Below are 17,457 nucleotides of genomic sequence, written 5' to 3'. Positions count from 1 at the left end.
CCCCCTGGGCCGGCGTCAGCCCTGCGGGCCGCTCTCCGTCATGCCGTGCACCGCCGGAACCGTGCCCAGGCGGCCCTTCTGGAAGTCCTCGAAGGCCTGCATGAGCTGGTCCTTGGTGTTCATGACGAACGGACCGTAGTGGGCCATGGGCTCCCGGATGGGCTGTCCGCCGAGGAGGACGACCTCGAGGTCCGGGGTGTGGGAGTCCTGCTTCTCGTCCGCACGGACGGTCAGCGCGGATCCGGCGCCGAAGACCGCGGTCTGTCCGGTGCGCACCGGACGGCGCTCCGCGCCCACCGAGCCGCGCCCGGCGAGCACGTAGGCGAGGCCGTTGAAGTCCTCGCGCCACGGCAGGGTGATCTCGGCGCCCGGCGCCACCGTCGCGTGGATCATGGTGATCGGCGTGTGGGTGATGCCGGGACCCGCGTGCCCGTCCAGCTCGCCGGCGATGACCCGCAGCAGCGCGCCGCCGTCGGGGGTGGTGAGCAGCTGGACGCTGCCGCCCCGGATGTCCTGGTAGCGCGGCGCCATCATCTTGTCCTTGGCGGGGAGGTTCACCCAGAGCTGGAGCCCGTGGAAGAGACCGCCCGACATGACCAGGTGCTCCGGCGGGGCCTCGATGTGCAGCAGGCCCGAGCCGGCCGTCATCCACTGGGTGTCGCCGTTGGTGATGGTGCCGCCACCGCCGTTGGAGTCCTGGTGGTCGAAGATCCCGTCGATGATGTAGGTGACGGTCTCGAAGCCGCGGTGCGGGTGCCAGGGGGTGCCCTTGGGCTCGCCCGGCGCGTACTCCACCTCACCCATCTGGTCCATCATGATGAACGGGTCGAGGTGGCGGTAGTTGATCCCGGCGAAGGCGCGGCGCACCGGGAAACCCTCGCCCTCGAAGCCGCTCGGCGCGGTCGTCACGGTCAGCACCGGACGCGACACGGCCTCGGCGGACGCGGTCACACGGGGCAGCGTCAACGGGTTCTCGACGGTCACTGCAGGCATGGTCGGTACCTCCTTGTGGACTCACTTTAGTTGAGCGTTGAACTTTTCGCCAGCCACAACACGAGAGGCCCGGAGGTAATTCCCTCCGGGCCTCTCCACCGACGAACAGGGACTATCCGTACATCCGGCGCATGGCGAACTCCACCATCTGCTCCACCGCCTTGGCGTCGAACACCATCCGGTGCTCGCCCTCCATGTCGACCACGAAGCCGTAGCCGGTGGGGAGCAGGTCGATCACCTCGGCGCCGGTGATCACGAAGTACTTGGACTCCTTGCCCGCGTACCGGCGCAGCTCCTTCAGCGAGGTGAACATCGGGATCACCGGCTGCTGGGTGTTGTGCAGGGCGAGGAAGCCGGGGGTGTCACCGCGCGGGCAGTACACCTTGGAGGTGGCGAAGACCTGCTGGAAGTCCTCGGCGGGCATCTGCCCGGTGGTGAAGGCGCGCACCGCGTCCGCCAGCGAGGGCGCGGACGGCTCCGGGTAGAGCGGCGGCTGCTGGCCGTACCCGCCGACACCACCCGGCTGCTGCTGCTGCGGCGGCACGTAACTCTGCTGGGCGCCCACGTTCTGGTCGTAGCCGTACATGCGCGCAAGAGTACCGAGCCCGGGCGGCGGGGTCAGGAGAGCGGTAGAGCCTTCTCACACCCGCCGGGGTTGCGTCTTATTACCGACGGGTAGCATCATCGTAGTCACTTGTTGGTACGTGATCAGCCGCGAGGAGTCAGTGCCTCGCCGAGTCCGTGATGGAGTCACCATGGGGCACTACAAGTCCAACCTGCGCGACATCGAGTTCAACCTCTTCGAAGTCCTCGGCCGCGAGAAGCTGTACGGCACCGGCCCGTTCGAGGAGATGGACACCGACACCGCGAAGTCGGTCCTCGCGGAGCTGACCCGCCTCTCGGAGAACGAGCTGGCGGAGTCCTTCGTGGACGCCGACCGCAACCCCCCGGTCTTCGACCCCGAGACCAACACCGCGCCGGTGCCGGCCTCCTTCAAGAAGAGCTACAAGTCCTTCATGGACTCGGAGTACTGGCGGCTCGGCCTGCCCGAGGAGATCGGCGGCACCAACACCCCGCCGTCCCTGATCTGGGCCTACGCGGAGCTGGTGCTCGGCGCCAACCCGGCCATCTGGATGTACTCCTCCGGCCCCGCGTTCGCGCGCATCCTCTTCGAGGAGGGCACCGAGGAGCAGAAGCAGTGGGCGAAGATCGCGGTCGAGAAGACCTGGGGCTCCACCATGGTCCTCACCGAGCCGGACGCCGGTTCGGACGTGGGCGCCGGCCGCACCAAGGCCGCGCAGCAGGAGGACGGCTCCTGGCACATCGAGGGCGTGAAGCGCTTCATCACCTCCGGTGAGCACGACATGGAGGAGAACATCCTCCACTACGTCCTCGCCCGCCCCGAGGGTGCCGGCCCCGGCACCAAGGGCCTCTCCCTCTTCCTGGTGCCGAAGTACCACTTCGACGGCGAGACCGGCGAGCTGGGCGAGCGCAACGGCGTCTACGCCACCAACGTCGAGCACAAGATGGGCCTGAAGGCGTCCAACACCTGCGAGATGACGTTCGGCGACCGCCACCCCGCCGTGGGCTGGCTGATCGGCGACAAGCACGACGGCATCCGCCAGATGTTCCGCATCATCGAGTTCGCCCGCATGATGGTCGGCACGAAGGCAATCTCGACCCTGTCGACCGGCTACCTCAACGCGCTGGAGTACGCCAAGGAGCGCGTCCAGGGTCCCGACCTCGCCAACTTCATGGACAAGAAGGCGCCGAAGGTCACCATCACCCACCACCCCGACGTGCGCCGCTCGCTGATGACGCAGAAGGCGTACGCGGAGGGCATGCGCGCCCTCGTGCTGCACACGGCCTCCGTCCAGGACACCATCGCGGTCAAGGAGGCGAACGGTGAGGACGCCTCCGTCGAGCACGCGCTGAACGACCTGCTCCTGCCGATCGTGAAGGGCTACGGCTCCGAGAAGGGCTACGAGCAGCTCGCGCAGTCGCTCCAGACCTTCGGCGGCTCCGGGTTCCTCCAGGAGTACCCGATCGAGCAGTACATCCGCGACGCCAAGATCGACACCCTCTACGAGGGCACCACCGCGATCCAGGGCCAGGACTTCTTCTTCCGGAAGATCGTCCGCAACCAGGGCGCCGCGCTGAACGGCCTGGCCGAGGACATCAAGAAGTTCCTGGCGCTGGCCACCGGCGGCGAGGAGCTGGCGGGCGCCCGCGAGCACCTGGCCAAGGCGGCCGTCGAGCTGGAGGCGATCGTCGGCCTGATGCTGACCGACCTCGCGGCCACCGAGCAGGACGTCAAGAACATCTACAAGGTCGGCCTCAACACCACCCGCCTGCTGATGGCCTCCGGTGACGTGATCGTCGGCTACCTGCTGCTGCGCGGCGCGGCCGTCGCCGCCGAGAAGCTGGAGACCGCTTCGGCGAAGGACAAGGCGTTCTACACCGGCAAGATCGCGGCGGCGAAGTTCTTCGCGGCCAACGTCCTGCCCGGCGTCACCCTGGCCCGCAAGGTCGCCTCCGGTGTCGACCTGGACCTGATGGAGCTGGACGAGGCCGCGTTCTAGTCCGCGTCCTGCTTCCGAAGACCCCGCGCGGGCCCGCTTCCTCCTGTCGGAGAGCGGGCCTGCGCTCGTCGTTAAGGTAAACGCCATGAGCGCACCGTCCCGTTTCGACCGCGGCCACACCGACGACCTGATGGCCTTCCTGGCGGCGAGCCCGACGCCGTACCACGCCGTGGCGAACGTCGCCGCGCGGCTGGCGGAGGCAGGCTTCACCCAGGTCACCGAGACCGAGGCGTGGGACACCCCCGCGGGCACCGGCGCCGGGGGGCGGTACGTGCTGCGCGGCGGCGCGGTCATCGCCTGGTACGTCCCCGAGGGCGCCACCCCGCACACGCCGTTCCGGATCGTCGGCGCGCACACCGACTCCCCGAACCTGCGGGTCAAGCCCGAGCCGGACAGCGGCGCGCACGGCTGGCGCCAGGTCGCCGTGGAGATCTACGGCGGCCCGCTGATGAACTCCTGGCTCGACCGCGACCTCGGTCTCGCCGGCCGGCTCACCCTGCGCGACGGCAGCTCGGTCCTGGTCGACATCGACCGCCCGCTGCTGCGGGTGCCGCAGCTCGCCATCCACCTGGACCGCTCGGTCTCGGTGGACGGCCTCAAGCTCGACAAGCAGCGCCACCTCCAGCCCGTCTGGGGTCTCGGGAACGACGTCCGCGAGGGCGACCTGATCACCTTCCTGGAGGAGGAGGCCGGGCTGGCGCCCGGTTCGGTCGCGGGCTGGGACCTGATGACCTATCCGGTCGAGGCGCCCGCCTACCTCGGCCGGGACCGCGAGCTGGTCGCCGGGCCCCGGATGGACAACCTGCTCTCCGTGCACGCCGGTACGGCCGCGCTGATCGCCGCCGCCACCTCGGGGGAAACGCTCACCCACATCCCCGTACTGGCCGCCTTCGACCACGAGGAGAACGGCTCCCAGTCGGACACGGGCGCCGACGGCCCGCTGCTCGGCAGCGTGCTGGAGCGTTCGGTGTTCGCGCGCGGCGGCTCCTACGAGGACCGCGCCCGTGCCTTCGCCGGCACCGTCTGCCTCTCCTCCGACACCGGGCACGCCGTGCACCCCAACTACGCGGAGCGGCACGACCCCACGCACCACCCGCGGATCAACGGCGGCCCGATCCTCAAGGTGAACGTCAACAACCGCTACGCCACGGACGGTTCGGGCCGCGCGGTGTTCGCCGCCGCGTGCGAGCGGGCCGGGGTGCCGTTCCAGACGTTCGTCTCGAACAACTCGATGCCCTGCGGCACCACCATCGGCCCCATCACCGCCGCCCGCCACGGCATCAGCACGGTGGACATCGGTGTCGCGATCCTCTCCATGCACAGTGCGCGCGAACTCTGCGGCGCGGACGACCCGTTCCTCCTCGCCGAGGCCCTGACGGCCTTCCTGGAGGCGTAGTTGACAACCCGGCCGGGTGGCTAACCGGCCGGATGGGGGGTATCCGCCGAACGGGACCGGAGATTCCGGAACCGGAAGGGGAGGCGAGATCTCATGGGCCTCGGCGGATGCATCATCCTGATAGCCGTGGGAGCGATCCTCACATTTGCCACCGACTGGCACATGAGCGGCGTCAACCTCGACCTGGTCGGCATCATCTTCATGGCCGCCGGCCTCATCGGCCTGGCGACCTTCAGCGGCATCGCCCGGCGCCGCCGCGTGGTCGTCCCGCCCACCCGCGTGGTGGAGGAGGAGCGGCCCGCGCCGCGCGACGGCTACTCGGACGGCTACGGCGCCTGACTCAGCGCGCGTCGCCCGCGTCGAGGCCGGCCAGCACCAGCGGCAGCCGGTCCGCCGCGCCCACGACGAGGCGCACCGGGACACCCCAGTCCTGCTGGTGCACATGGCAGGCCGGGTACTCGTTCGCCGGGTCGTCGTCGCAGGAGGCGGCCATCGCGGAGACGTGCAGCACGCCCTCGGTGACGGCCGGGTCCAGCTCCAGCTCCCGGCTCAGGTCGCTGTCCGCGCCCTCGCCCTTGAGCAGCAGCTCGGGCGGGGTCGCGGAGACCAGCAGCCGGGTCGAGGGGCCGTAGCGGGTGTCCAGCTTCTGGCCGGCCGGCGCCTGGAAGATCACGTCCAGCCGCAGCCGTCCGGGGGCCACCTCGGTGGCCGCGCGCCGCGTGCGGTGGGCGACCGCCTCCACGCGCACCGCCTCCTCGGGCAGGCGCAGCCGGGTCAGCCGGTGGCGGGCGGACTCGACCACCACGATGTCGTCGCCGACGAGCACCGCGTCGCTGGGCTCGCGCAGGTCGGTGGCGAGCGTGGTGACCTCGCCGGTGGCGGGGTCGTAGCGGCGCAGGGCGTGGTTGTAGGTGTCGGCGACCGCGACCGAGCCGTCCGGCAGCGCGGTGACACCCAGCGGGTGCTGGAGCAGTGCCTGCCCGGCCTCGCCGTCCCGGTGCCCGAAGTCGAACAGGCCGGTGCCGACGGCGGTGTGCACGGCGCCGTCCGTGTCGACCCAGCGCAGCGCGGAGGTCTCGGAGTCCGCGAGCCACAGCCGGTCGCCGGCCGCCGCGAGCCCGGAGGGCTGCGCGAACCAGGCCTCGGCGCCGGGTCCGTCCACCAGACCCTCGTTGGTGGTTCCGGCCGCGACCTGGACGGTCCCTGCCACCGGGTCGTACGTCCAGAGCTGGTGCACGCCCGCCATGGCGATCCACACCCGGCCGCCGAAGAGGGCCACGTCCCACGGTGAGGACAGGTCGACCTCGCGGGCCGGTCCCGAGGCCGGGGCGCCCTGCATCCACTGCCTGCCGGTGCCGGCCAGGGTGGTGACCGCGCCGGAGGCGAGGTCCAGGCGGCGCAGGGCGTGGTTCACGGTGTCGGCGACGACCACGGAGCCGTCGTCCAGCAGCGCGAGACCCTGCGGCTCGTTGAAGGACGCCCGCTCGGCGGAGCCGTCGGTGAAGCCGCGCGCACCGGTGCCGATCCGGCGCACCACGCTCTCGCCGTCCTCGGCCAGCTCGACCAGCTGGTGCCGGGTGGTGTCGCTGACCAGGAAGGTCCCCGAGGGCAGCAGCAGCGCCTTGCCGGGGAAGCGCAGCACGGTCGGCTCCGGTTCCGGCGCCACGTAGGGGCCGTCGCCCCGGCGCAGGGTGCCCTTGGCCTCGTGCTCGGCCTCCAGCTCGTCCACCAGCCGCTCGATGGCGTGCACATGCCCCTCACCGGCGTGCTGGGCGACCACGTACCCCTCCGGGTCGATCACCACCAGCGTCGGCCAGGCGCGCACCGCGTACTGCTTCCAGGTGGCCAGCTCCGGGTCGTCCAGCACGGGGTGCTCCACGCCGTACCGCTCGACCGCGTCCACGACCGCCTGGTGCTCGGCCTCGTGCACGAACTTCGGGGAGTGCACACCGACCACGACCACGGTGTCCCGGTGCCGCTCCTCCAGCTCACGCAGCTCGTCCAGGACGTGCAGGCAGTTGATGCAGCAGAACGTCCAGAAGTCGAGGATGACGATGCGTCCGCGCAGGTCGGACAGGGTGTACTGCTGATCGCCGGTGTTCAGCCAGCCGCCCTTGCCGACCAGCTCGGGAGCGCGGACACGGACACGTCGAGAAGCGGAGTCGTTCATGCTTCAAGGGTGCCACCCGGAGGCGCGGCCCTCAGTCCAGGGTGTGCCCGGTGGTGGCGTCCACATGGTCCGGGACCTCTTCGTGCCGGTCGCCCACACTCAGGGTGCCGGTGGGCTCAAGGAGCAGGATCTCGGTGGGGACGGGGGCGTACGGCTTGTGCTCGGTGCCGCGCGGGACGGTGAAGACCGAGCCCTGGCGCAGGACGACCGTGCGCTCACCGGCCGGCTCGCGCAGCGCGATGTGGAGCTCGCCGGTCAGGACGAGGAAGAACTCGTCGGTGTCGTCGTGCGCGTGCCAGAGGTGCTCGCCCTCCACCTTGGCCACGCGCACGTCGTAGTCGTTGACCGACGCGACGATACGGGGGCTCCAGCGGTCGCTGAAGGAGGCGAGGACGTCGGGGAGGGAGCGGGGCTGTTCGGTTGCCATGTGCTCATCGTGGGGTGTGCGGGCGGCCCGTACGAGTGCTAGGAATCGCACATGGCGCAAGATTCCTCGCAGGTGCCGCGCACCCACCGGGTCACCGTGCTGGTGGACGCCGGCACCAACCCGTTCGAGGTCGGTGTCGCCACCGAGCTGTTCGGCCTGCCCCGCCCCGAACTCGGCCTCTCCGTCCCGCTGTACGAGGTCACGGTGTGCGCGCCGACCAGCGAGGTGCGGATGAACCACGGCTTCTTCACCCTGACCGGCCTGGCCGGGCTGGACGCGGTGGACGGCGCGGACACCCTGATCGTGCCCGGCCGCCCGGACACCGTGGTCCCGCGCGAGACCCCCGTACGGGAGGCGATCCGGCGGGCGCACGCGCGGGGCACCCGGATCGTGAGCTTCTGCACCGGCACCTTCGCGCTCGCCGAGGCCGGGCTGCTCGACGGGCGCCGGGCCGCCACCCACTGGCGGTGGGCCGACACCTTCCGGCGGCTGCACCCGAAGGTGCTGCTGGAGCCGGACGTGCTGTTCGTCGACGACGGGGACGTGCTCTCCGCCTCCGGGAGCGCGGCCGCGCTCGACCTAGGGCTGTACCTGTGGCAGCGGGACCACGGCGCCGAGATCGCCAACACGGTCTCCCGGCGCCTGGTCTTCGCCGCCCACCGGGACGGCGGCCAGCGCCAGTTCGTGGAACGTCCGCTGCCCGAGGTGCCCGACGGCTCGCTCGGCCCGCTGCTGGCCTGGGCACAGGAGCGGCTCGGCGAACCGCTCACCGTGGCCGACCTCGCCACCCGCGCGGCCGTCTCCCCCGCCACCCTGCACCGCCGCTTCCGCGAGCGCCTCGGCACCACCCCGCTGGCCTGGCTCACCGGTGAACGGGTGACGCTGGCCCGCCGGCTGATCGAGCGTGGGGAGACCAGGCTCGACGTGGTCGCCGCCCGCAGCGGCCTGGGCACCGCGGCCAACCTGCGGGCGCGGCTGCGCCGGGAGACCGGCCTCGGCCCCGCCGCCTACCGGAAGCGGTTCGGACCCGGCTCGCGGTGAGGAACGCCGGCCGCCGGGGAAGCCCTTCACCCATGAGACTCCTCGTGCGCGACCGGCTGCTGGGCATCGGCGACGACTACTGGATCGAGGACGAGAACGGCCGCAAGGTCCTCCTCGTCGACGGCAAGGCCATGCGGCTGCGGGACACCTTCGAGCTGAAGGACACGGCGGGCAACGTCCTGATCGACATCCACCAGAAGATGTTCGCCCTGCGCGACACCATGGTGATCCAGCGGGACGGCGAGGACCTCGCCACCGTCCGCCGCAAGCGCCTCTCCCTGCTGCGCAACCACTACCGCGTCGACCTGGTCGACGGCACCGAACTCGACATCAGCGGCAAGATCCTGGACCGCGAGTTCGCCGTCGAGTACCAGGGCGAACTCCTCGCGGTGATCTCCCGCCGGTGGCTCACCGTCCGCGACACCTACGGGGTCGACGTCGTACGGGACGACGCCGACCCGGCGCTGCTCATCGCGGTGGCGGTGTGCGTGATCCACCTGGCGGAAAAGGAGCGGGAGGACGACTGAGGCCCGGTGGCCGGGGCTCAGCGGCGGGGCGGCGCCAGGCCGAGGACGCGGTCCTTCAGCGCCGGGAACTGCTCACGGGTGGCCACGACCTTCGCCGGGTCGAACTCCACCCTGAGCACCTCCTCGTCCGGCCCCGCCTCGGCCAGCACCTCGCCCCACGGGTCCACCACGATCGAGTGACCCGCCTGGGGTACTCCGGCGTGCGTACCGGCCGTTCCACAGGCGAGGACGTACGCCTGGTTCTCCACCGCGCGGGCCCGGGCCAGCAGCGTCCAGTGGGCGCGGCGGCGCTCGGGCCAGCCCGCGGAGACGACCAGGGTCTCGGCGCCGGCGTCGGTGAGGGTGCGGAAGAGTTCGGGGAAGCGGAGGTCGTAGCAGGTGGCGAGACCGAGGGTGGTCCCGGGCAGCGGGACGGTGACGGGTTCGCGCCCGGCGCCCATCAGCACGGCCTCGCCCTGGTCGAAGCCGAACCGGTGGATCTTCCGGTAGGCGGCGGCGAGTTCGCCGGAGGGCGAGAAGACGAGCGCGGTGTTGTAGAGGGTGCCGTCGGGGTCCCGCTCCGGGACGGAACCGGCGTGCAGCCAGACACCCGCGTCCTTGGCGGCGCGCGCCATCGCCTCGTGGGTGGGGCCCTGAAGCGGCTCGGCCTCGGTGGCGAAGGTGTCGTAGGCGAACGCCCCGGTGGTCCACAGCTCGGGCAGCACCACCAGGTCCGCGTCCGCCTCGGCGCGTACGAGGTCCGCCGCGCGCGAACGCCGTTCGGCCACGGATTCGCCCTCGTCCACACGGATCTGGATCAGCGAGGCGCGCACACTACCACCGTCCTGGCATTCGAGTCGTTCCCACGGGCCTACGATCGTCACACGAAAGCACTGCCGGGGGGTATCGGAGCAGCGTAACTTGGGGGTCCCCCCTCCTCGCGCAAGCCGAGAGCGTGGGGGAGTTTCCAGACACCCGCCCAGTGCAGCCGCCGATTCTGCCCGTGTACCGACCGCCGAGGGGTCCTGTTCCGTGAGTCTGCATCCCACCCTCCAGCCCTACGCCGACGCCTGGAACCACTCGATCGACGCGATATCCGAGCTGGTGAACCCGCTGGCCGAGGCCGAGTGGAACCGGCGTACGCCGTGCCCCGGCTGGTCGGTGCGGGACGTGGTCTCCCACGTCATCGGGCTGGACTGCGAGATGCTCGGCGACCCCCGGCCGATCCACGCGCTGCCCCGCGACCTCTTCCACGTCACCAACGAGGCGCAGCGGTACATGGAGATGCAGGTCGACGTGCGCCGCCATCACACGGCGCCGGAGATGACGTCGGAGCTGGAGTACACGGTGATCCGGCGCAACCGGCAGATCCGCAACGAGTCCCGGCAGCCCGACACGATCGTCCGGGGGCCGATGGGCAAGGAGATCACCCTCGAACTCGCCATGCGGATGCGGGCGTTCGACGTCTGGGTGCACGAGCAGGATCTGCGCACCGCCCTCGGGCGGCCGGGCAACCTCGACTCGCCCGGCGCGCTGGTCGCCCGTGATCTGCTGCTGGCCGGGCTGCCCAAGGTGGTCGCCAAGAAGGCCGAGGCGCCGCGCAGTTCGGCGATCGTCTTCGACGTGCACGGGCCGGTGGAGTTCCTGCGCACGATCCGCGTCGACATCCAGGGCCGGGGCACGCTGGAGACGGCACCCGCGCTCGGGCCCGCCGCGAGCTTCAGCCTCGACTGGGAGACGTACTTCCGGCTGGCCTGCGGGCGGATCAGCGCCGAGGCGGCCGGTGACCGCGTCAAGACCGAGGGCGACCCGGACCTGACGGCGGCGATCCTGCGGAACTTCGCGGTCACGCCGTGACCTTCCACGCCGCGGCCTTTTAATCGGATGCCGGTGGTCCGGGGCGCGGTTACGGTCCCCGGCATGACCACTCGGCTCACCTTCCACGGCCCGCTCTCCTCCGCCCGCGCCGACGCGATCGTCGGCCGCCTCGCCGCGAACCGCCCCGGCACCGTCCTGGACATCGGCTGCGGCTGGGGCGAAATGCTGCTCCGGGTTCTGGAGGCGGTCCCGGAGGCACGGGGCACGGGCGTCGACCTCGACGAGACGGACCTCGGCCGGGGCCGCAGCTCGGCCGAGGAGCGGGGCCTGACGGGACGGGTGGCCTTTCTGGCGGGGTCCGCCCGCGACACCGCCCGCGGCCCCGCCGACCTGGTCCTCTGCCTGGGCGCGACCCAGGCCCTGTCCGACGCCGGCTGCCCCACAGCTGAGGCCCTGCGCGCCCTCCGCCGCCTGGTCTCCGACCACGGCCGGGTCATCCTGGGCGAGGGCGTCTGGGACCGCAGGCCCACTCCCGCCGACCTGGCGGGCATGTGGCCGGGCGCCGCCGAGTCCGACCACCTCACCCTCCCCGCCCTCCTGGACCTCGCCGTCTCCTCCGGCTTCCGCCCGGAGTGGACGGAGACGGCCACCCTCGCGGAGTGGGAGGAGTTCGAGTCGGGTTATCAGGCCGACCAGGAAGTGCGGCTGGCCGCCAACCCGGACGCGGTCGAGGTCCGCGAACGCCTGGACCGCCACCGGGCCCAGTGGATGAGCTACCGGGGAATCCTGGGAATGGCGTACCTGACGCTGGTCCCGGTGCGGGGCTGGACCGCCTGACCGCCCGGGGTGGCGACGGCGGGAACCCAGCCAGGGGGCCCGAGGTTCCGCACCCGCGCGGAACCTCACCCCGGGTCCGGCCGCAGGCCGGCAGGGCTCGGGCGGCGTACCGCGTCGCAGCTCAGCCCGGCTGACGTACCCGGCCCGCCGAAGCCCCGCAGGCTCACGCCGCGGGCACGTGCACCGTTTCCACCCTGCTCGCCACCAGCCGCTCCCGCTCCCGGCGGGCCGCCCGGCCGCGCAGGCGGAGGATCTGGGTGAGGCCGAGGGCCTGGAGGACGAAGACGGCGCAGAAGGCCACGGAGTAGTCGTCGCCGGTGGCGTCCAGGAGGACCCCGATGGCGAAGAGGGTGGTCATGGAGGCGATGAAGCCGCCCATGTTGGTGATGCCGGAGGCGGTGCCCTGACGCTCGGGCGGGTTGGCGGGGCGGGCGAAGTCGAAGCCGAGCATCGAGGCGGGGCCGCAGGCGCCGAGCACCACGCACAGCACCACCAGCAGCGCCATCGGCGCGTGCGCGCCCGGCCAGGCGAGGGTCAGCGCCCACATGACGGCGGTCGCGGCGACCGTACCGAGGGCCAGCGGGAGCCGGGCCGCGTGGTGCCGGGCGACGACCTGGCCGAAGACGAGCCCGATCACCATGTTGGAGAGCACGACCAGGGTCAGCAGCTCACCCGCGGTGGCCCGGCTGAGCCCCTGCGCCTGCACCAGGAACGGCAGCCCCCACAGCAGCAGGAAGACCATTGCCGGGAACTGGGTGGTGAAGTGCACCCACATCCCCAGCCGGGTACCGGGCTCCCGCCACGCCTCCGCGATCTGCCGGCGTACATAGGCGGCACCCTGGTGCGGGAAGGGCTCCGGCTCGTGGCCCTCGGGGTGGTCCTTGAGGAACAGCAGCGTCAGCACCAGGACGACCACACCCGCGAGCGCGCTGCCCGCGAACGCCGGGGTCCAGCCGAGCCCGTGCAGCAGGCGGGCCAGCACCAGGGTGGAGACCAGGTTGCCCGCCATACCGACCAGCCCGGCGAGCTGCGCCACGAAGGGCCCGCGCCGGGCCGGGAACCACCGGGTGCCGAGCCGCAGCACGCTGATGAAGGTCATCGCGTCCCCGCAGCCCAGCAGCGCGCGGGAGGCGAGGGCGGTGCCGTACGAGGGGGAGAAGGCGAAGCCGAGCTGTCCGGCCGTGAACAGCACCGCGCCCAGGCACAGCACCTTCTTCGTGCCGAGCCGGTCCACCAGCAGGCCGACGGGTATCTGCATGCCCGCGTACACGAGCAACTGGAGGATGGAGAAGGTCGACAGCGCGGAGGCGTTCACATGGAAGCGGTCCGCCGCGTCCAGGCCGGCCACGCCGAGCGAGGTGCGGAAGATGACGGCGACGAAGTAGACCGCGACGCCTATGGACCACACGGCGACGGCCCGGCGGCCGCCCGGGGGGTCACCCGGCAGGGTGGTCGTGGGCCGGTTCACCGGACCTCCCCGCGCGCCAGCCCGGAGAACCAGCCGACGTGCCGGTGCACCAGCCCGACCGCCGCCTCCGCGTCCCCGGCGCGCAGCGCGTCGAGGATCTCGGCGTGCTCGGTGAGCGTCTTGGCGATCCGGTCGGGGTGCGAGTGCATCACGGCGACGCCCATCCGGAGCTGGCGGTCGCGGAGCTGGTCGTAGAGGCGGGAGAGGATCTCGTTGCCGCCGCTGCGCACGATCTCGGCGTGGAAGCAGCGGTCGGTGACGGCGGCGGCGGCGAAGTCGCCCGCCGCGGCCTGCTCCCGCTGGCGCTGGAGCAGCTCGGCGAGCCGGTCCAGCAGGGCGGGGGGCGCGGGCACCGCCTTGCGGGCGGCGTGCTCCTCGACCAGCAGCCTGGTCTCCACCACGTCGGCGATCTCCTGCGCGGAGACCGGCAGCACCAGCGCGCCCTTCTTCGGGTACAGCCGGATCAGCCCTTCGGCCTCCAGCCGCAGCAGCGCCTCGCGGACGGGGGTACGGGACACCCCCACCGCCTCGGCCAGCTCGCCCTCGGTGAGGAGGGTGCCGCCCTCGTACCGGCGGTCGAGGACGCCCTGCTTGACGTGGGTGTAGACGCGGTCGGCGGCGGGTGGCTGCCTGGTGGCCGTTTGCATGCCTACAGGATAGATACAACAGGCGGGGGCGGGGCGGCGCGGTCCAGCATGCGGACCCACTGAGGGGATGTCAGCGGAGCGCCGGAAATTTCCTCCCCGGAGAGTGCAACCATGGGGGCCGTTCACTTGTCACTCACGTGCGGCCCTCCTTTCAGGGCACCTCAACTAGGCCGCACCCCAGGGCATTTCAGACAATCGAGGTATTTCGCTTTGATTACCGGCATCAAGGGCTCCTCCCTCCGCAGGGCCGCCGCCGTCGCCGTCGCGTCCGGCGCGCTGCTCACCACCAGTGCCCTCACCGCAGCGCCCGCGCAGGCCGCTTCCGCGCCTTCGATCGTGGCCGCGGGCGGCTACGTGATGAACAACTCCAGCGGTGCGTCGCTGTACACCAAGGCCGCGGACACCCGCCGCTCCACCGGCTCCACGACCAAGATCATGACCGCGAAGGTCGTGCTGGCGCAGCCGAACCTGAACCTGGACGCCAAGGTCACCGTCCCCAAGGGCGCCAGCGACTACATCGTCGCCAACAACGCGTCCTCGGCCGGCCTGATCGTCGGCGACAAGGTCACCGTCCGCCAGCTCCTCTACGGGCTGATGCTGCCGTCCGGCTGCGACGCCGCGTACGTCCTCGCGGACAAGTACGGCTCGGGCAGCACGCACTCCGCGCGCGTGAGCTCCTTCCTCGGCAAGATGAACTCCGCCGCGAAGGCCCTCAACCTGAAGAACACGCACTTCGATTCCTTCGACGGCATCGGCAAGGGCTCGAACTACTCGACCCCGCGCGACCTGACGAAGATCGCCAGCAGCGCGATGAAGAACGCCAACTTCCGCGCGATCGTCAAGACCAAGTCGTACACGGCGAAGACGGTCACCAAGACCGGCAGCACCCGCACGATGAAGGCGTGGACCAACACCAACACGCTGCTGAGCAGCTACAGCGGCACCATCGGCGTGAAGACCGGCTCCGGCCCCGAGGCGAAGTACTGCCTCGTCTTCGCCGCCACCCGCAACGGCAAGACGGTCATCGGCACGGTCCTCGCGTCGTCCTCCGTCACCCAGCGCGGCACGGACGCCACGAAGCTCCTGAACTACGGCTTCACGAAGTAGGCTGCGCCGCTTCGGCGAAGGGCCCGCCCCGTACGGTTCACGCCGTGCGGGACGGGCCCTTCTCGTTGCGCCAACTCGCCTTCCGTATACCGGGATCAGCGACTTCGTCTACGCGGCGACCGGAGACCGCGTACGGAGGCTGACGATGCCGGACGGGACGCACTGGTTCCCGGCGGTGGACGTGTGCAGGAAGCTCGGTCACAGCAACGCCAGCAAGGCTCTCTCGGACCATGTGCCGGATGCCCATCGAGAGACGATTGAGACCCTAACTGGAGGTTACACTCTCGGCGTTCCCGCAGGTCGGGAGTGGCGTCGAGACATGAACTTGATCGACCTTCAGGGGCTGATCCTTCTCGTCAACGCCTGCACCAAGCCCGCCTGCGCGCCCTTCAAGCAGTGGGTCGCGGAGGTCATCGCGACGGTCCAGCGGGAGGGGTTCTACGCGCTGGAGGAGGCCGAGGTACAGCCCGTCGCGCCGGGGGCTCCCGTCGCCTACTCCATGCCGGAGCAGGTCGCGGAGGCCATCGTCCGGCTGGAGGCGCACAACCTGCAGCTGGACGAGGAGTTGGCGGGCGTACAGCGTCAATCCCTCGCGCTGCAAAGGGAGATGCTCACCGCGCAGACGGCGATGGCCGAGGCGATGGTGCGGATCGCGGACCGGATCGATGGGCTGGGCCTGCGCCCGGCCATCCCTGCCCGAGGGCCCGCCGCCACCGCCTCCCTGCTGGCCGACTGGCGCGAGCGGTTGTCCGTGACGGAGGACGTGTGGACAGTGGCCGTGGTCATCGCACCCGTGCTCGTGGAGAAGGGCGAGCTGCGGGAGTCGCTCGGATCGATCGCGGCGCGTACCGGATTGACCGTGCGCCGGGTCAATGAATGCCTGCGGATGCTGCGGCGGCACGCTTGCATTCGGTCCCGGGGCGGAGCCGAGGACGGGGCGCCGGTTTATGTGCTCGGCGAGAAAATTCTGAGACTGTGACTGGAAGTCACAGTCTCAGAATTCTCTGGAGGCTGAGACCGTAAGCAGGGCTTACGGTCTCAGCATTTCCGCAGGTCAAAAGGGCCCACTACGCCCAGGAGATCAATCGCTTCGGCTGTTCCAGAATAGCCGCGACATCGGCCAGGACCTTGGAGCCGAGTTCGCCGTCGACCAGGCGGTGGTCGAAGCTGAGGGCGAGGGTGGTGACCTGGCGGGGCTTGACCTTGCCCTTGTGGACCCACGGCTGGAGCTTGATCGCGCCGACGGCGAGGATCGCGGACTCGCCGGGGTTGAGGATCGGCGTACCGGTGTCGACGCCGAAGACGCCGACGTTGGTGATGGTCACCGTGCCGCCCTGCATCGCCGCCGGGGACGTCTTGCCCTCGCGGGCCGTGCTCACCAGCTCGCCCAGCGCCGCGGACAGCTGCGGGAGCGTCTTGTCCTGCGCGTCCTTGATGTTGGGCACGATCAGCCCGCGCGGAGTCGCCGCCGCGATGCCCAGGTTGACGTAGTGCTTGAGCACGATCTCCTGGGCGGCCTCGTCCCAGGACGCGTTGACCTCGGGGTTGCGCTTGATCGCGACCAGCAGGGCCTTGGCGATCAGCAGCAGCGGGTTCACCCGCAGCCCCTGGAACTCCTTGTCCTGCTTCAGCTCCTCGACCAGCTTCATCGTCCGCGTCACGTCCACCGTCACGAACTCCGTGACATGCGGCGCCGTGAACGCCGAGCCGATCATCGCCTGCGCGGTCGCCTTGCGGACCCCCTTGACCGGGATACGCGTCTCCCGCGCGGAGTCGTACCCCGCCACGGCGGGCGCGGGAGCGGGCATGGCGGCCGGGGCCGGAACGGGGGCCTCCACCACGGGCTCCGCCGGAGCCACCGCCGCGTGCACGTCCTCGCGGGTGATGATGCCGTCCGGCCCGGACGGGATGACCTGCGCCAGGTCGACGCCCAGGTCCTTGGCCAGCTTGCGCACCGGCGGCTTGGCCAGCGGGCGCTCCCTCACCGGAGCGGGAGCGGGAGCGGCGGGGCCGTGCCCGTTCAGCTCGGCCGGTGCGGCGGCCACCGCGACCCCGGGCCCCTTGCGGGGGCGCCGCTTGGTGGAGGAGGCGGCCACGCCGTACCCCACCAGCACCGGCGTACGGCCCTGCGGCTCGGCCTCGGCGGGCGCCGGCGCTGGCTCGGCGGGCGCGGCCGGCGCCGGCTCGGGAGCCGCCCCGCCCGACACGTCCACCGCGATGATCGCCGTACCCACGTCGACCGTCGTGCCCTCGGCGAAGCGCAGCTCGCGCACCACCCCGTCGTAGGGGATGGGGAGTTCGACGGCCGCCTTGGCGGTCTCGACCTCGCACACCACCTGGCCGTCGGTGACCGTGTCCCCGACCTGCACGTACCACTTGAGAATCTCGGCCTCGGTGAGCCCCTCGCCCACGTCCGGCATCTTGAACTCGCGCACGGAAGCTTCCGTCATCGTCGTCACGAAACC

Annotated in this window: 17 protein-coding genes; 9 read left to right on the top strand and 8 right to left on the bottom strand. The window is 71.2% G+C overall.

Features of this window, described 5'->3' with window-relative positions; translation table 11 throughout:
- Positions 1-15: 15 nt before the first annotated feature.
- Complete coding sequence (locus EV284_RS25230) at positions 16-993, bottom strand: pirin family protein (RefSeq protein WP_130337991.1); 978 nt, start codon at positions 991-993, stop codon at positions 16-18.
- A gap of 112 nt (positions 994-1,105) precedes the next feature.
- Complete coding sequence (locus EV284_RS25225) at positions 1,106-1,579, bottom strand: SseB family protein (RefSeq protein WP_130337989.1); 474 nt, start codon at positions 1,577-1,579, stop codon at positions 1,106-1,108.
- A 169-nt stretch (positions 1,580-1,748) separates the two neighbouring features.
- On the opposite strand from EV284_RS25225, the gene EV284_RS25220 reads away from it, so the two are divergent.
- From EV284_RS25220 to EV284_RS25210, 3 genes are all read left to right on the top strand, one after another.
- Positions 1,749-3,575: an acyl-CoA dehydrogenase gene (locus EV284_RS25220; RefSeq protein WP_130337987.1), complete on the top strand. Its 1,827-nt coding sequence runs from the start codon at positions 1,749-1,751 to the stop codon at positions 3,573-3,575.
- Between the two features lie 85 nt (positions 3,576-3,660).
- Positions 3,661-4,971, top strand: a complete 1,311-nt coding sequence (locus EV284_RS25215) for a M18 family aminopeptidase (RefSeq protein WP_130337985.1) — start codon at positions 3,661-3,663, stop codon at positions 4,969-4,971.
- Positions 4,972-5,064: 93 nt separating this feature from the next.
- Positions 5,065-5,310 (top strand): DUF6458 family protein, encoded by a 246-nt coding sequence (locus EV284_RS25210; protein ID WP_130337983.1) that lies wholly within the window; start codon positions 5,065-5,067, stop codon positions 5,308-5,310.
- A 1-nt stretch (position 5,311) separates the two neighbouring features.
- Here EV284_RS25210 and EV284_RS25205 read toward each other — a convergent pair whose 3' ends face one another.
- A complete protein-coding gene (locus EV284_RS25205; RefSeq protein WP_130337981.1) occupies positions 5,312-7,141 on the bottom strand; it encodes an NHL domain-containing thioredoxin family protein in 1,830 nt (609 codons plus the stop codon).
- Between the two features lie 31 nt (positions 7,142-7,172).
- Positions 7,173-7,568: a cupin domain-containing protein gene (locus EV284_RS25200; protein ID WP_130337979.1), complete on the bottom strand. Its 396-nt coding sequence runs from the start codon at positions 7,566-7,568 to the stop codon at positions 7,173-7,175.
- A gap of 51 nt (positions 7,569-7,619) precedes the next feature.
- Between EV284_RS25200 and EV284_RS25195 the strand changes: the two genes are divergently transcribed.
- Together EV284_RS25195 and EV284_RS25190 are read left to right on the top strand one after the other, a co-directional pair.
- Positions 7,620-8,609, top strand: coding sequence for a helix-turn-helix domain-containing protein (locus EV284_RS25195; RefSeq protein ID WP_130337977.1), 990 nt, complete (start codon positions 7,620-7,622; stop codon positions 8,607-8,609).
- Between the two features lie 32 nt (positions 8,610-8,641).
- Positions 8,642-9,136, top strand: coding sequence for an LURP-one-related family protein (locus EV284_RS25190; RefSeq protein WP_130337975.1), 495 nt, complete (start codon positions 8,642-8,644; stop codon positions 9,134-9,136).
- Between the two features lie 17 nt (positions 9,137-9,153).
- Here the strand turns inward: EV284_RS25190 and EV284_RS25185 are convergent, their stop codons facing one another.
- On the bottom strand, positions 9,154-9,948 hold the full coding sequence (locus tag EV284_RS25185) for a carbon-nitrogen family hydrolase (protein WP_130337973.1): 795 nt from the start codon (positions 9,946-9,948) through the stop codon (positions 9,154-9,156).
- Positions 9,949-10,147: 199 nt separating this feature from the next.
- On the opposite strand from EV284_RS25185, the gene EV284_RS25180 reads away from it, so the two are divergent.
- Both EV284_RS25180 and EV284_RS25175 read left to right on the top strand, forming a co-directional pair.
- Positions 10,148-10,972 carry a maleylpyruvate isomerase family mycothiol-dependent enzyme gene (locus tag EV284_RS25180; protein WP_130337971.1) on the top strand — a complete coding sequence of 275 codons (825 nt, stop codon included), beginning with the start codon at positions 10,148-10,150 and terminating at the stop codon, positions 10,970-10,972.
- 63 nt (positions 10,973-11,035) lie between these two features.
- Positions 11,036-11,770 carry a class I SAM-dependent methyltransferase gene (locus tag EV284_RS25175; RefSeq protein WP_242625814.1) on the top strand — a complete coding sequence of 245 codons (735 nt, stop codon included), beginning with the start codon at positions 11,036-11,038 and terminating at the stop codon, positions 11,768-11,770.
- 163 nt (positions 11,771-11,933) lie between these two features.
- Here the strand turns inward: EV284_RS25175 and EV284_RS25170 are convergent, their stop codons facing one another.
- Together EV284_RS25170 and EV284_RS25165 are read right to left on the bottom strand one after the other, a co-directional pair.
- The gene (locus EV284_RS25170; protein WP_130337967.1) at positions 11,934-13,238 is read right to left on the bottom strand and encodes an MFS transporter; all 1,305 of its coding nucleotides are present in this window, start codon (positions 13,236-13,238) and stop codon (positions 11,934-11,936) included.
- Positions 13,235-13,885, bottom strand: a complete 651-nt coding sequence (locus EV284_RS25165; RefSeq protein WP_130337965.1) for a GntR family transcriptional regulator — start codon at positions 13,883-13,885, stop codon at positions 13,235-13,237. Before EV284_RS25165 ends, EV284_RS25170 begins: the two co-directional genes overlap by 4 nt.
- A gap of 210 nt (positions 13,886-14,095) precedes the next feature.
- Between EV284_RS25165 and EV284_RS25160 the strand changes: the two genes are divergently transcribed.
- Entirely contained in the window at positions 14,096-14,992 is an 897-nt protein-coding gene (locus tag EV284_RS25160) for a D-alanyl-D-alanine carboxypeptidase (protein ID WP_130337963.1), read from the top strand.
- A 145-nt stretch (positions 14,993-15,137) separates the two neighbouring features.
- Entirely contained in the window at positions 15,138-15,971 is an 834-nt protein-coding gene (locus EV284_RS25155; RefSeq protein ID WP_130337961.1) for a Bro-N domain-containing protein, read from the top strand.
- Between the two features lie 88 nt (positions 15,972-16,059).
- Here the strand turns inward: EV284_RS25155 and EV284_RS25150 are convergent, their stop codons facing one another.
- On the bottom strand, positions 16,060-17,451 hold the full coding sequence (locus EV284_RS25150; protein ID WP_130337959.1) for a dihydrolipoamide acetyltransferase family protein: 1,392 nt from the start codon (positions 17,449-17,451) through the stop codon (positions 16,060-16,062).
- Positions 17,452-17,457: the final 6 nt, after the last annotated feature.

This window comes from Streptomyces sp. BK022 (assembly GCF_004217355.1).
GTDB lineage: Bacteria > Actinomycetota > Actinomycetes > Streptomycetales > Streptomycetaceae > Streptomyces > Streptomyces griseoluteus.
The sequence above is the reverse complement of the archived record's forward strand: the minus strand, read 5'-3'. Positions and strand labels throughout refer to the sequence as shown.

Bases quoted from the DNA above. Each gene is read 5' to 3' on its own strand.
- EV284_RS25230 (WP_130337991.1), bottom strand. From the start codon at position 993: ATGCCTGCAGTGACCGTCGAGAACCCGTTGACGCTGCCCCGTGTGACC.
- EV284_RS25225 (WP_130337989.1), bottom strand. From the start codon at position 1,579: ATGTACGGCTACGACCAGAACGTGGGCGCCCAGCAGAGTTACGTGCCG.
- EV284_RS25220 (WP_130337987.1), top strand. From the start codon at position 1,749: ATGGGGCACTACAAGTCCAACCTGCGCGACATCGAGTTCAACCTCTTC.
- EV284_RS25215 (WP_130337985.1), top strand. From the start codon at position 3,661: ATGAGCGCACCGTCCCGTTTCGACCGCGGCCACACCGACGACCTGATG.
- EV284_RS25210 (WP_130337983.1), top strand. From the start codon at position 5,065: ATGGGCCTCGGCGGATGCATCATCCTGATAGCCGTGGGAGCGATCCTC.
- EV284_RS25205 (WP_130337981.1), bottom strand. From the start codon at position 7,141: ATGAACGACTCCGCTTCTCGACGTGTCCGTGTCCGCGCTCCCGAGCTG.
- EV284_RS25200 (WP_130337979.1), bottom strand. From the start codon at position 7,568: ATGGCAACCGAACAGCCCCGCTCCCTCCCCGACGTCCTCGCCTCCTTC.
- EV284_RS25195 (WP_130337977.1), top strand. From the start codon at position 7,620: ATGGCGCAAGATTCCTCGCAGGTGCCGCGCACCCACCGGGTCACCGTG.
- EV284_RS25190 (WP_130337975.1), top strand. From the start codon at position 8,642: ATGAGACTCCTCGTGCGCGACCGGCTGCTGGGCATCGGCGACGACTAC.
- EV284_RS25175 (WP_242625814.1), top strand. From the start codon at position 11,036: ATGACCACTCGGCTCACCTTCCACGGCCCGCTCTCCTCCGCCCGCGCC.
- EV284_RS25165 (WP_130337965.1), bottom strand. From the start codon at position 13,885: ATGCAAACGGCCACCAGGCAGCCACCCGCCGCCGACCGCGTCTACACC.
- EV284_RS25155 (WP_130337961.1), top strand. From the start codon at position 15,138: ATGCCGGACGGGACGCACTGGTTCCCGGCGGTGGACGTGTGCAGGAAG.